Annotated in this window: 11 protein-coding genes; 4 read left to right on the top strand and 7 right to left on the bottom strand. The window is 68.8% G+C overall.

Annotated features, from left to right (window positions below):
• The first annotated feature begins 18 nt into the window (after nucleotides 1-18).
• Together LO55_RS19445 and LO55_RS19440 are read left to right on the top strand one after the other, a co-directional pair.
• Complete coding sequence (locus tag LO55_RS19445) at nucleotides 19-858, top strand: glucose 1-dehydrogenase (RefSeq protein WP_071362740.1); 840 nt, start codon at nucleotides 19-21, stop codon at nucleotides 856-858.
• Between the two features lie 11 nt (nucleotides 859-869).
• Nucleotides 870-1,469 carry a M23 family metallopeptidase gene (locus tag LO55_RS19440; RefSeq protein ID WP_071362739.1) on the top strand — a complete coding sequence of 200 codons (600 nt, stop codon included), beginning with the start codon at nucleotides 870-872 and terminating at the stop codon, nucleotides 1,467-1,469.
• On the opposite strand, the gene LO55_RS19435 is transcribed toward LO55_RS19440, so the two are convergent.
• Both LO55_RS19435 and LO55_RS19430 read right to left on the bottom strand, forming a co-directional pair.
• Entirely contained in the window at nucleotides 1,414-3,891 is a 2,478-nt protein-coding gene (locus LO55_RS19435) for a penicillin-binding protein 1A (RefSeq protein ID WP_071362738.1), read from the bottom strand. The genes LO55_RS19440 and LO55_RS19435 overlap by 56 nt on opposite strands.
• 94 nt (nucleotides 3,892-3,985) lie before the next feature.
• Entirely contained in the window at nucleotides 3,986-6,799 is a 2,814-nt protein-coding gene (locus LO55_RS19430) for a bifunctional diguanylate cyclase/phosphodiesterase (RefSeq protein WP_071362737.1), read from the bottom strand.
• A gap of 102 nt (nucleotides 6,800-6,901) precedes the next feature.
• Here LO55_RS19430 and LO55_RS19425 point away from each other — a divergent pair, with 102 nt between their 5' ends.
• On the top strand, nucleotides 6,902-7,402 hold the full coding sequence (locus LO55_RS19425) for a MarR family winged helix-turn-helix transcriptional regulator (protein WP_071362736.1): 501 nt from the start codon (nucleotides 6,902-6,904) through the stop codon (nucleotides 7,400-7,402).
• A 3-nt stretch (nucleotides 7,403-7,405) separates the two neighbouring features.
• Here the strand turns inward: LO55_RS19425 and LO55_RS19420 are convergent, their stop codons facing one another.
• Together LO55_RS19420 and LO55_RS19415 are read right to left on the bottom strand one after the other, a co-directional pair.
• On the bottom strand, nucleotides 7,406-8,527 hold the full coding sequence (locus tag LO55_RS19420) for a YbdK family carboxylate-amine ligase (protein ID WP_071362735.1): 1,122 nt from the start codon (nucleotides 8,525-8,527) through the stop codon (nucleotides 7,406-7,408).
• Complete coding sequence (locus tag LO55_RS19415) at nucleotides 8,514-9,743, bottom strand: cation:proton antiporter (RefSeq protein WP_071362734.1); 1,230 nt, start codon at nucleotides 9,741-9,743, stop codon at nucleotides 8,514-8,516. The genes LO55_RS19420 and LO55_RS19415 overlap by 14 nt, the downstream gene beginning before the upstream one ends.
• Nucleotides 9,744-10,163: 420 nt before the next feature.
• Here LO55_RS19415 and LO55_RS19410 point away from each other — a divergent pair, with 420 nt between their 5' ends.
• Nucleotides 10,164-10,883, top strand: coding sequence for a ZIP family metal transporter (locus tag LO55_RS19410; RefSeq protein ID WP_229410189.1), 720 nt, complete (start codon nucleotides 10,164-10,166; stop codon nucleotides 10,881-10,883).
• On the opposite strand, the gene LO55_RS19405 is transcribed toward LO55_RS19410, so the two are convergent.
• The 3 genes from LO55_RS19405 to LO55_RS19395 are packed head-to-tail and all read right to left on the bottom strand — an operon-like array spanning nucleotide 10,880 to nucleotide 13,181.
• Nucleotides 10,880-11,287 carry a c-type cytochrome gene (locus LO55_RS19405; RefSeq protein ID WP_229410188.1) on the bottom strand — a complete coding sequence of 136 codons (408 nt, stop codon included), beginning with the start codon at nucleotides 11,285-11,287 and terminating at the stop codon, nucleotides 10,880-10,882. The genes LO55_RS19410 and LO55_RS19405 overlap by 4 nt on opposite strands.
• 12 nt (nucleotides 11,288-11,299) lie before the next feature.
• Nucleotides 11,300-11,839: a response regulator transcription factor gene (locus LO55_RS19400; protein ID WP_005670764.1), complete on the bottom strand. Its 540-nt coding sequence runs from the start codon at nucleotides 11,837-11,839 to the stop codon at nucleotides 11,300-11,302.
• Nucleotides 11,826-13,181: an ATP-binding protein gene (locus LO55_RS19395; RefSeq protein WP_005670761.1), complete on the bottom strand. Its 1,356-nt coding sequence runs from the start codon at nucleotides 13,179-13,181 to the stop codon at nucleotides 11,826-11,828. Before LO55_RS19395 ends, LO55_RS19400 begins: the two co-directional genes overlap by 14 nt.
• Nucleotides 13,182-13,196 lie beyond the last annotated feature (15 nt).

The raw sequence follows: 13,196 nt of genomic DNA, 5'->3' as shown, positions 1-13,196 counted from the left end.
CCAGACATGGAGCACACGATGGATATTCCGAAGCAACAGCAGCAACCGCCCGGCCATGAAGCCGAGCTGACCCCGCAAGCCGACCACGGCGAAACGAGCTACCGCGGTTCCGGCCGCCTGCAGGACAAGGCCACCGTGATCACCGGCGGGGACAGCGGCATCGGCCGCGCGGTTGCGCTGGCCTTCGCGCGCGAGGGCGCCGATGTCCTGATCTCTTACCTCGACGAGCACGACGACGCGAAGGAAACGGCGCGCCTGGTCGAGGAAGCCGGCCGCCGCGCCATCCTGGTGCCGGGTGACATCGCCGACCGCGCGCATTGCCGCGCCATCATCGACAAGGCGGTGGCCGAGTTCGGCCGCATCGACGTGCTGGTCAACAACGCCGCCTTCCAGATGTCGCACGACTCGCTCGACGAGATCCCCGACGACGAATGGGACTACACCTTCAAGGTGAACATCACCGCGATGTTCCACCTTTGCAAGGCGGCGGTGAAGCACATGGCGCCCGGCTCCTCGATCATCAACACCACCTCGATCAACTCGGACAATCCCAAGCCCACCCTGCTGCCGTACGCCACCACCAAGGGCGCGATCGCCAACTTCAGCGCCGGCCTGGCCCAGCTGCTGGCCGACAAAGGCATCCGCGTCAACTCGGTGGCGCCGGGGCCGATCTGGACGCCCTTGATCCCGTCGACCATGCCGCCGGAAGAAGTCGAGAACTTCGGCAGCCAGGTGCCGATGAAGCGCGCCGGCCAGCCCAAAGAGGTGGCGCCGGTGTTCGTGATGCTGGCGTCCGACGAAGCGAGCTATATCTCGGGGGCGCGCATCGCCGTGACCGGCGGCACGCCGATCCTGTAGACGGGCGCTGGATGGCCGCTCTCCTGCGCACCCTGTTCGTCGCCGTCTTTCTGGTGCTGGCGTATGGCCTGCTGGAGCCCTACATCGAGCGCGCCCTGTACACCATGCGCCTGGCGGCCATGCCCAAGCCCCAGGCGCTGCCGGTGCCGGTCGAGGGCGTGCGTCCACGCGCGCTGCGCGACACCTGGGGCGGCGCGCGCAGCGAAGGCCGCAAGCACGAAGGGATCGACATCTTCGCCAGGCGCGGCACGCCGGTCGTGTCCAGCACCGAAGGCATCGTGACCCGGGTGGGCACCAACCGCCTCGGCGGCCTGGTGGTCTGGGTGCTGGGACCCGGCGGCCAGCGCCACTATTACGCCCATCTCGACGGCTATTCGGACGTCGAACCCGGCATGCGCATCGAGGCCGGCCGGGTGCTGGGCTATGTCGGCGATACGGGCAATGCCAAGGGCACGCCGCCGCACCTGCACTACGGCGTGTACGACACCGGCGGCGCCATCAACCCCTATCCGCTGCTGAAGGCCGATCCGGCCCTGATCGCCGCTCCGGCCCCGGCTACAGCTCCGGCGGAAGCGGCACCGGGACCGGCGCCGAGGTCGGCGGCGCGATAGGCGCGGCCTCGAGCGGCTCGATGACCTCGCTGGGTTCCAGCGGAAGGGGGATCTCGATCTCCTCGGGGCCGCCTTCCGGCGCCACCTCCACCGCCTCGTCGATATAGATTTCCTCGGGCTCTTCTTCCTCCACGTAGCGGCGCGGCTCCGGCGCGCGCCAGCCGGGCAGCGTGGCCTGGGCGTCCAGGCTGCCGGCGTCGAACGCGCCGCGGAAGAAGTCGCCCACCACCAGCGCCGCGTTGTGGCCGCCCTGCCCCCAATAGCTGCTGCGGATGGTGACGCGGTTGTCGTTGAAGCCGACCCAGGCCCCGGCCACCAGGTTCGGGTGCATCATGATGAACCAGCCGTCCTGGTTGTTCTGGCTGGTGCCGGTCTTGGCCGCCAGGTCGCCGCGGATGCCGAAGCGGCTGCGCACCCCGTTGCCGGTGCCGCGGGTGACGACGCCGCGCAGCATGTCGATCAGCGCTTCGGCCGACTCGCGCGACATCGCGCGCTCGGGCTGGCCGACGCCGAAATCGGCGATGACGTTGCCTTCGCGGTCCTCGATGGCGCGCACGAAAATCGGCGTGCGGTACTCGCCCAGGGCCGCGATGGTGGCGTAGCTGCTCACCATCTCGAGCAGGGTGACCGGGCTGGTGCCCAGGGCCAGCGAGGGCACCGCGTGCAGCCGGCTCTGGCGGATGCCCAGGCCCTGGGCCAGGCGCACGATCGGCCCGATGCCCACATCCTGGCTCACCTGGGCGGTGATCGTGTTCTTCGAGAACACCAGGCCGTCGCGCATCGGCATCGAGCGGCCGCTGTTGCCGTCCATGTCGGTGGGTTTCCATACGCTGCCGTCGTCGCCCTTGAATTCGAGCACCACGTCGCGGTAGGCCTGGTCGGGCGGGATGCCGCGCTCGAGCGCGGCGCCGTAGACGAAGGGCTTGAAGGTCGATCCCGGCTGGCGTGCGGCCTGGGCCACGTGGTCGTACTGGTCGCGCTCGAAGTCGCGGCTGCCGACCCAGGCCTTGACCTCGCCGCTGGCCGGGTCGACTGCGACGAAGCCGGCTTCCAGGCGCGACTTGGCGCTCTTGAGTTCGTTCATGAAGCCGCGATCAGCCTTCAGGCGCTTGAGCGCGGCGGCCGGTTCCTCGCCCTCCTCGACCGCGTTGCGGTAGGCGCCGCTCTCGCGCACGAAAGCGTCCAGCACGCGCGCATTGGTGATCCAGTAGTAGGAGAACGGGGCGATGTTCGGGCGGATCGCGGTATAGGTGGCGGTGGCGGTCGAACGCGGCAGGCCGGGATTGGCCCACTCGACGTCGGCGATCGCCTGCAGGATGTCGGCCTGGCGCCGCACCGCGCGCTCGGCCGCCGCCTGCAGTTCCGGGTCGAGCGTGGTGCGCACCACCAGGCCGTCCAGCTGCAGGTTGTAGTCGTTCTCATCGGCCCAGTCGAGCAGCCACTTGCGCACGTGATGGGTGAAATGGTCGTCCTTGCCGCTGCGGTCGGGCAGGCGCGCGAAGCGCAGGCGCAATGGGCGCTTGACCAGTTGCGCGTAGCGCTTGTCGTCGAAGGCGCCATGCTTGCGCATCTGGCCCAGCACCACGTTGCGGCGCGCCAGCGAGCGCTCGGGGTTGGCCACCGGATTGTAGTAATGGGTGCCCTTGAGCATGCCGACCAGGGTCGCCGACTCCAGCACGTCGAGCCGCGAAGCCGGCTTGCCGAAATAGGTGCGCGCCGCCATCTCGATGCCGTAGGCGTTGTACAGGAAAGGCACGGTGTTCAGGTAGGCTTCGAGGATCTGGGTCTTGCTGTAGGTGTTCTCGATCTTGATCGCGGTGATCAGTTCCTTCATCTTGCGGTTCACGCTGCGCGCGCGGCCGATCTCTTGCGGGAACATATTGCGCGCCAGCTGCTGGGTGATGGTCGAGCCGCCCTGCGGGTCGCCCTTGAGGCTGGCCCACAGCGCGCCGGCCACGCGCTTGAAGTCGACGCCGTGGTGCTGGTAGAAACGGTGGTCTTCGGTCGAGATCAGCGCCTCGACCACGTGCGGCGACACCTGCGACAGCCGGACGCGTTCCTGCAGGCCTTTCTCGAAGGTGCCGAGCGGCCGGCCGCCGGCGTCCAGGATCACGGTCGGGCGCGAGCGGCTGACCTGTTCCAGGTCGTCGATGCCGGGGGTGAACGGGATCAGGATCAGCAGCCAGGCCAGGATCGCCATCAGGCCGGCGGCCAGGCTCCAGAGCGAGATCAGCGCCAGTTTGACCGGCAGCGGCCGGCCGTGCAGGCGCGCACGGGCGCCGCTCTTGAGGGCCCCGGCCCGGGTCGAGGCGCCGGCCAGCAGGCGCCGGGCGAGGTGCCGCGAGACTTGCTTGATGCGTTGCTGCACGGTTGGCGCGCTGTCCGCGGTTTCCGTGTTCTCGTTGTTCTGTTTCTGGTCCACTCGCTATTCCTGCCCTGATCAAGGTAACAATGTGGGCAAGTATAGCTGACCGCGACCGCCGCGACGGCACGGGACGCGCGCTGACGCGAGCGGCCTAGGCGGTGCTGGCAGCCGGCTCCACTCTCCCCGCGCGCAGCAGCGCCTCGACCCGCGTGGCCGGCTGCGGCCGGCTGTAGACGTGGCCCTGGACCTCGTCGCAGCCGCAGCCGCGCAGGTAGTCGAGCTGCTCGATCGTCTCCACCCCTTCGGCGATCACCTGCATGCGCAGGCCGTGGGCCAGCGAGATGATGGCGTCGACCAGGGCCGCGCCGTCCGGGTTGCCCACGATATCCTGCACGAAGGAGCGGTCGATCTTGAGCACGTCCACCGGCAGGCGCTTGAGGTATTGCAGGCTCGAATAGCCGGTGCCGAAATCATCGATGGACAGCTTGACGCCCATGCGCTTGAGGCATTCCATGGTGCGGATGGCGGCGTCGGCGTCGGCCATCATCATGCTTTCGGTGAGCTCGATCTCGAGCGAGGCCGGCGCCAGCCCGGTCTCGACCAGCACCTGGGCCACGGTGTCGACCAGGTCCGGCTCGGCGAACTGGCGCGCCGACAGGTTGACCGCGATGCGCAGCGGCCCCAGGCCGGCGCGCTGCCAGCGCCGGTTCTGGCGGCAGGCGGTGCGCAGCACCCAGGCGCCGATCGGCACGATCAGGCCGGTCTCTTCGGCCAGGGCGATGAAGCGGTCGGGGCGCACCGTGCCCAGCAGCGGATGGCGCCAGCGGATCAGCGCCTCGTTGCCGACCACGCAGCCGGTGGCCAGGTCGACCTGCGGCTGGAAATGCAGCTCGAACTGGTCTTCCTGCAGCGCATGGCGCAGCGCGCTCTCCAGGGCCAGGCGGTCGAAGGCCTGGGCGTTCATGTGCGGCGCGTAGAACTGCACGCCGTTGCGGCCGATGGCCTTGGCGCGGTACATCGCGATCTCGGCGTGCTTGACCAGGGTGTCGGCGTCCAGCCCGTCGGCCGGGAACGCCGCCACGCCGGCGCTGCAGCTGAGCACCAGGCGCTGGCCGGCCAGGTGGATCGGTTCGCTCACCGCCTCGCGCACCTGCTGGATGCGGGCCGCGGCCTGGCGCTCGTCGGCCACGCCGACCAGCACCAGCACGAAGTCGTCGCCGCCGACCCGGGCCGCGGTGTCCACCGGCCGCAGCGCGCCCTTGATGCGCGCCGCGAGCATGCGCAGCGCCTCGTCGCCGGCGCGCCGGCCGAGCGTATCGTTGATCAGCTTGAAGTGGTCGAAGTCGAGCAGCACGGTCCATACCGGCATGCCGCCGGCATTGGCGGTGGCGCGCTCGATGCGGTCGGACAGCAGGGACCGGTTGGCCAGGCCGGTGAGCGTGTCATAGTGGGCATGGCGTTCGAGCTCGGCTTCGTAGCGCTTGGCGGTGGTGACGTCGTAGACGGTGACCACGAAATGTCCGGCCTGGCCGTCGGCGCGGCGCACCGGCGCCACGTAGACGTCGCTGATCAGCTCCACCCCGTCGCGGGTGTGGGCCGTGATCAGCGCGTGTTCCTCGCGCTGCTGATGCAGCGCGCGCCGCAGTTCTGCTACTTCCGGCTGGTCGGCGTCCAGGCCGGCGAGCAGCTTGAGGGGCTGGCCGGCCAGTTCGCGCGCCGGATAGCCGAAGGTGCGCTCGCAGGCCGGGTTGGCGTACTCGATCGGGTAGCCCGGCTGTTGTGCGTCGACCAGCAGGATCGGATTGGCGCTGGCCTCCATCGCGCGCTCGTACAGCCGCAGCGAGCCGGTCGCGCGCTCGAGCGCCGCGGTGCGCTGCTCGACCAGGGCCTCGATGCGGCGCGTGCGCGCCACCCGCTGCTGCACCAGGCCGGCGGCGGCGAAACTCAGGATCAGCCCCAGCACCATGGCCACCAGCTCGGCCATGTGGGCGCCCAGGGCCGGCGGCTGTTCCTCGACCACCACCTGCCACGGACTGCCGGCGATCTCGAACGCTTCCACGTGGCGCAGGTTCATGCCGTCCAGCAGGCGCTCCCACCAGCCCTCGGGCGCGGCCAGGCTGCCATGCTGGTAGGCGGTGACGACGTTGCCGAGGGCGTCGGGGCCGCGCAGCGACAGCGCGAAATTGTCGTCGTCGAGCAGGCGCACCGATTCCAGGGTGCCGCCCACCAGCTGGGCGACATCGATCACCACCTCGGTGGCGCCCACCACGGCCGCGCGCCGCTCCGGCGTCGCCAAAGGCCTGGTGCCGGGCCGGTAGACCGGCAGGATGATCAGGATCCCGTGGCGGGCGCCGCCGCCCTGCAGGAGGGGGATGATGGGACTGGCGGCCGGATCGCCGGTGTCGATCGCGCGTTGGGTATCGACCCGCTGCGGCGGGTTGGACCAGGCGTCGTAGCCGAATGCCACCTCATTGCCGACGATCGGCGCCACGTAGTCGTTGACCAGGTAGCGCCAGCGCATGCCGGCCCGGGTCAGGGCGGGCCCGGCGGTCTTGACGCGTTCGCGGATCTCGAAGCCCGGCCAGAAGGCGCGCCGCTGGGCCTCGAAGGCGGCGCGCTCGGCGTCGCCCACGAAGCGCTGGAATATCATCGCCTGCATGTAGCCGTGGCGCGCCACCAGCGGCTGGGCGAAGGCGTCGAACTCTTCGCGCGTGATCTCGGTCGAGGCGCGGAAGAACAGGTTGACGGCGCGCGCGGCGTCGGTGGCCTCGGCGAAGGCGCGGGTGACGGCCGCGACCCGCACCACGGCGCGCTGGTCGAATTCGGCATGGGCACGATCGTATTCCATCTTGCGCACCGTGCCGCACAGCAGCGACGTGAGCACCAGGCCGAGCAGGCAGGTGCCTATCGCGGCCCGGGACAGGCCGCGTTCCGGAACACCAGGGCTGGCGGATGCGTTGCGCATGAATCGATGCTAGCGCAGAACAGCGGTTTAGGGTGAACCCCGGGCCCAAAAAAACGGTGCGGCCGGCCCCGTTATGCGGCCTGTTGCATTATCATCTCGCCCATGCCGCACGAACCCAATCCAGAATCCCTGCCCGCGCCCAGCGACGCTCCGCCGCAGCGCGTGCTGCGCCAGTTCCGTATCGTCTTCAATGCCGTCAAGACGCATTTTCGCCAGCTCGAGCGTGACGCCGGCCTGGGCGGAGCCCAGGTCTGGGCGTTGTCGGTGATCGAGAGCCAGCCGGGCATCGGCGCCACCAGCCTGGGGCGCGCGATGGACATCCACCAGTCGACCGCCAGCAACCTGGTGCGCGGCCTGGTCGAGCGCGGCTATGTGGCGGCGGCGCGCGAAGGCGCGGACCGGCGCAACGTCGCGCTGCGCATCTTGCCGGCAGGTCAGGAAGTGCTGCGCCGCGTCCCCGGCCCGGCGGCCGGCGTGCTGCCAAGCGCGCTGGCGACGCTGGACGAAGCGACCCTGCTGCGCCTGGAACAGGACCTGGCGACCCTCATCGCCCGCCTGGATGCGGATGAGGCGGCAGGCAAGATCCCGCTGAGCCAATCCTAGCGTCTACACCTCGCCGCGGAATTTCCCCAACGCCAGATTGACCATCGCTTCCACACTGCCCTCGTGCTCATGCACGATGCGCAGCTGTTCGGCGTCGCCGACCGCCTTCGTCACCCGGGCCAGGTGGGCCAGCGCGGCGCTGGAGCCGAGCTGCTCGGCATGCGGCGCGATGCGCGCCAGGGTGGCCAGGATATCGTCGCGCAGGGTGACCTGCTGGTGCTCCTGCGGCAGCACGATATTGCCGTCGAGTCCGAAGCGGCAGGCCTGGAAGCGGTTGTAGTTGTAGACCAGGTAGTCGTCCTCGCGCGGCGGCGCATCCATGCCAGCGAGCAGGTAGCTGCACAGCGCTTGCAGGTAGGCCGCCAGCGCCGCCGCGTGCTCGACCGTGAGCGGGGTGTCGCAGACGCGCAGCTCGATGGTGCCGTATTCCGGCTTGGGGCGCAGGTCCCAGTAAAAGTCCTTCATGCTGCGCACGATGCCGGTGTCTTCCATGCGCCTGAAGTAATCGCGCTCGAAATCTTCCCATTTCAGCAGGAACGGCGCGCGGCCCGACAGCGGGAAGGCGAACACCGAATTCAGGCGCGACGAGTGAAACTGGGTGTCGCTGCCCTGCAGGAAGGGCGACGAGGCCGACAGCGCGATGAAGTGCGGGATGTAGCGGTTCAGCGCGTGCAGCAGGAACAGGGCGTTGTCGCCGCTGCCGCAGCCGATGTGCACGTGCTGGCCGAACACGGTGAACTGCTTGGCCAGGTAGCCGTACAGCGCCGACACTTCGCGAAAACGCGGCTTTTCGTAGATGCGGCGCTCGGTCCATTGCTGGAACGGATGGGTGCCGCCGCCGCACACGCCCACGTTCAGGCGGTCGCCGGCGCGCAGCAGGGTGTCGCGGATCAGGCGCAGCTCGTCCACCAGCGGCGCATAGCCGGTATGGATGCTGCTGTTAATCTCGATCATGCTCTCGGTGATCTCGGGCGTGACGGCGCCCGGGAAAGGCGCGCGCGCCAACAGGTCGAGCATGTCCGGCGAGGCCGGGGCCAGGTCGAAATCCGACAGGCCGACGAGCTGCAACTCCAGCTCGACGCCCATGGTCAGCGGTTCCGAGCGCGCAAATTCAGGCAGCGGCATCCTTGTCCTCCTTCACGACATTCTTATATTTGGCGAAGCCCGACTCGCGCGCGCCGGTCAGCGCGATCTGGGTCAGGATCGGCGCCAGCACCTCCAGGATCATGGCCATCGCGGCCAGCGGCGCCAGCGGCGCGAGGGTGTCGAACAGGTCGACGCCCGAGCGCCGGGTCTGCTCGATCAGGATGATGGCAAACACGGTCAGCGGCATGATCGCCACCCCGGTCAGCGCGCCCTTGCGCGCCGAGATGCCCGACACCCGCGCGGTGGCGGTGCAGACCGCCACTTTCACCAGCGCGCGCACCAGCAGCAGCAACAGGCCCAGCATCAGGCCTTCGGCAGTCGGTTGCCAGGCGATGGTGGTGGCGACAAAAAAGAACAGCAGCACGGTGAGCAGGTCGCCCAGGGCGCCGAAATTGCGCTGGGCCGGGCTCAGGGTGACGCGGCGGTGGCGCGCCACCAGGCCGAAGGTCAGCGCCGCCAGCACCGGCGACAGTTTCAGCACATGGGTGATCGCCACCAGCAGGAACACGAACACCGCGAACGTCAGGGTCGAATTGCTGCGCACATGGCCGGCCACGCGCTGCCACAGCGGCAGCAGCCAGCCCAGCGCCGCGCCCAGGCCGCTGGACGCCGCCAGCACCACCAGGCCGGTCCAGCTGGCGTGGACCACGTCGCCCGAGGTCTGGAACACGCCGAAGCCCACCGTCACGTTGAACACGAACACGGCCAGCACGCAGTTCAGCGCGGTCAGGTGCATGGCGCGCTCGGTCACCTGGCCGCCGCCGCCCTGCTCGTTGACGATGCGCAGCAGGCCGGCCGGCGAGCTGGCCATGGCCAGGGCCGCCAGCAGGCAGGCCGGCAGCACGGCGAGACCGCAGATCCGCGAGACGTAATACACCGCGGCCCAGGTCAGGCCGGCCTCCAGCAGCGAGGTGAGCAGCAGCCAGGGATTGGTGCGCAGCCAGCGCAGGTTGATGCGGTAGCCGAGTTCGAACAGCATCAGGCCGAAACCGAGGTTGGCCAGCATCATGAAGTTGTCGGCCTGGGCCGGGGGCAGATAGCCGCTCGACAGGTTGCCGAACACGAAGCCGCACAAGCCATAGATGGAAATACGCGGCACATTGGCCCAGCGGTACAGCAGTTCGCCCGTCATCCAGGCCAGCGTCAGCGCCAGCGGCCAGGCCAGCGCATGCGTGAGTGAAAGCAGCTCGCTCATCCAATCCTCCGGTGGGACGCGCCAACCGGCGGCAGGGAGCCGCGCAGGCACGATGGTCCGATTCGGCGCGGGGAGCGCCAGACGCGGCAGATGTGGGAACGCTGCGCCGCGTGTCGAAAAATGCCCCCCGACGGATGCGGGGGGCGAAAAGAAACGGGTTGAGCCGCCTCATCGCTGATCGGGCATCCGGACGCTACCGGTTGCCACCCAGCTATACTGCACGAAAAATATAATCGTGGCAACCCTATTTGTGCGAATGTACAGACAGGCGATAGGCGCCCCTACCCGCCGGTCAAGGTGGGAATCCCTTTGTTCACTCGTTCGTGCGCACCATATGTGCGCGAAAATATTATCATGGATGAAATATTCGGAGGTGCTTTGGAGACATTGCCGGGGTGGCTAGAGGCAGGATGCTGGGGATTGCTGGCGGGTGCCGCCCTGCTCCTGGGCGCCTTCATCGGGGTGCGTTTCAAGGTGCCGCAACGGCTTGTCGCGGCCGTCATGGCCTTCGGCAGCGGCGTGCTGATCTCGGCGCTGTCGTTCGAATTGATGGACGAGGCGATCGCGACCGGCGGCTTCGCTTCCACTGCGGGCGGCTTCCTGCTCGGCGCCCTGTTCTACACCGCCGCGAACTGGCGGCTGGCGCGAAAAGGCGCGCGCCACCGCAAGCGCTCGGCGGCGCGCCTGGCGACCGCGCGGCAGGAAGGCAGCGGCGCCGCCCTCGCCGTGGGCGCCCTGCTCGACGGCATTCCGGAATCGATCGTGATCGGCTTGTCGCTGCTGGGCGGCAAAGGCGTCAGCGTGGCGGTGGTCGCGGCGGTGTTCCTGTCCAACCTGCCGGAAGGCCTGTCGAGCGCATCCGGCATGCGCCATGCGGGCCGCTCGGCGGCCCATATCTATGGGGTCTGGACCGGCATCGCGGTGGCGTCGGGGCTCGCGTCCCTGCTCGGCTACACCGTGTTCCACCGCTTTCCGCCCGAAATGCTGGCCGCGACCACCGCCGTGGCCGCCGGCGGCGTGCTGGCGATGGTGGTCGACACCATGATCCCCGAAGCGTTCGACGAGACCCATGACTTCGCCGGCCTGATCGTGGCCGCCGGCTTCCTGGCGGCGTTCGCGCTCAGCAAGCTGGGCGGCTAACGTCCGTCCTGCGTGGCCAGGTAGGCGACGATGTCGCTAGCCTGTTGTTCGCTCATGAAATTCATGAAGCGCATCTTGTTTCCGGGCACCACCGCCTCCGAATCGCGAATGAAGGCGGCCAGGTTGCGTTCGTCCCACACCAGCGCCGACGCCTTCAGCGCCGGCGAATAGGCGTAGCCGGCCACGCCGCCCGCCTTGCGGCCGAGCACGTCATTGAGATGCGGTCCGAAGATGGTGCCCGCATTCGGCCCGACCTGGTGGCAGCCGGCGCAGCGCGCGAACAGTTTGCGTCCGGCCTCGATCCGGGCCGCCGACGGCGCGCCAGCGGCGGCCACGCTCGCATCGGCTGCGGTATCGCTGCGGCCACAGCCGCCAAGGGCCAGCACCAGACCCAGCATGGCCATGGGGGTACGCACCTACTTGACCCGCTGCTTTTCGAGCTTGCGCGCCAGCGTGCGCCGGTGCATGCCCAGTCGCCGCGCCGCCTCCGAGATATTGAAATCGGTCTCGGCCAGCACCGCGTGGATGCGTTCCCACTCCAGGGTCTTGATCGAGGTCGAGCGGTTGGTGACCTCGACGTCGGTGCTGCCGGCCACGTGGCCGAAGGCGGCCTCGATGTCGTCGGCGTCGGACGGCTTGGCCAGGTATTGCACGGCGCCCAGCTTGATTGCCTCGACCGCGGTGGCGATGCTGGCAAAGCCCGTCAGCACCACGATCAGCATGTCCGGGTCGTGCTCGTGCAGCAGCTGCACGCAGGCCAGGCCCGAGGTATTGCCCTTGAGTTTCAGGTCGACCACGGCGTAGCCGGGGTTGTGGTGGGCCAGCAGGGCTTGCGCCTCGTCATGACCCGTGGCGCCCAGCACGCGGTAGCCGCGCCGCTCGAAGGAGCGGCTCAGGGTGCGGGCGAAGGCTTCGTCGTCTTCGATGATGAGCAGCAACGGCTCAGGATTCTGCATCGTCTGTTTCCTCTAGTTCGATCGCGGCCAGGGGCAGGCGCACGGATACCTCGGCCCCGCCGCCCTCGTCGTGGCGCCGGTTGCGCGCCGTGACCGTGCCGCCGAGCTTGCGCACGACGTTCACCGCCAGGAACAGCCCCAGCCCGCCGCCGGGCTTGCCCTTGGTCGAGTGATACGGCTTGCCGAAGTGGGCCAGCATGCTGGGCGCGAAGCCGGGGCCGCGGTCGAACACGGTCAGCACCAGGGTGCGCTCGTCGATGTGGGCATCCATATAGACCCAGTCGGGCGAGGCTTCCAATGCGTTGTCGAGCAGGTTGTCGACCGTCTGGCGCAGCGCCGAGTCGCTCGCCACCGGCAGGTCTTCGGCGATCCGGTTATTGTAGATGAAGGTGCGCACGTGACGGCTGGCCTCCCAGCCTTCGGCCAGCTCGTCGAGGAAGCGGCTGACGGTGGTGCGTTCGGCCGACTCGCCGCGCGCCTCGCCGGCCGACAGCAGGATGCCGCTGACGATGGCCTTGCAGCGCTTGAGCTGGGTCTGCATCTCGGTCAGCTCTTCGAGCAGTTCGGGGTCGTCGCGGAAGGCCGGCATGCGCTTCCAGTCGCCCAGGATCACCGAGACCGTCGACAGCGGCGTGCCCAGTTCGTGGGCGGCGCCGCTGGCGAGCAGGCCCATGCGCACGATATGTTCTTCCTCGGCCGCGCGCTGGCGCAGCGCGGCCAGCTGGGTGGCCTTGTCGCGCACATTGTCCGAGATGCGCGAGATGAACATCACCAGCAGCGCGGCGTTGAGCGCGAAGCACACCAGCAGGCCCTGCACGTACAGGCTGCCGATGCCGCGCGCATGGTCGAACGGCAGCGCGAGCGGCTGGGCATAGATGGCCAGGCCGGCCATGCAGGCGATCGTGACCAGCACGATGCTCCAGGTCCACAGCACGTCGAGCAGCACGGCCGAGACGATCACCTGCAGCAGGTACAGGAAGGCGAACGGATTGGTGGTGCCGCCCGACAGGTACAGCAGCACGGTGAGGCTGGAGACGTCGACCAGGATCGCCAGGAACATCTCGCCGTTGGACACCGGGCGCCGCTCGTGCCAGCGCAGGTGGCTGGCGACGTTGAAGGCGATCAGGCAGGCCAGTACCTGCAGCATGTGCACCAGCGGCAGCTCGATGCGGAAGATCAGGATCGCCGAGGCGATGGTGGTGATCTGGCCGATGACGGCGATCCAGCGCAGCTCGATCAGCTGCAGCATGTTCTTGTGGCCGGCCGCGAACTCGACGTTGGCGGCGGCGGCGGACGGCGACGAGCGCGCCGCCCTGGCGAAGAAATCCAGCGGAGATTGCATCAAAACCCGTTATGT

This window comes from Massilia timonae (assembly GCF_001866515.1).
In the GTDB taxonomy this organism is placed as follows: domain Bacteria; phylum Pseudomonadota; class Gammaproteobacteria; order Burkholderiales; family Burkholderiaceae_D; genus Telluria; species Telluria timonae.
This window is presented reverse-complemented; position numbering and strand designations above follow the sequence as displayed.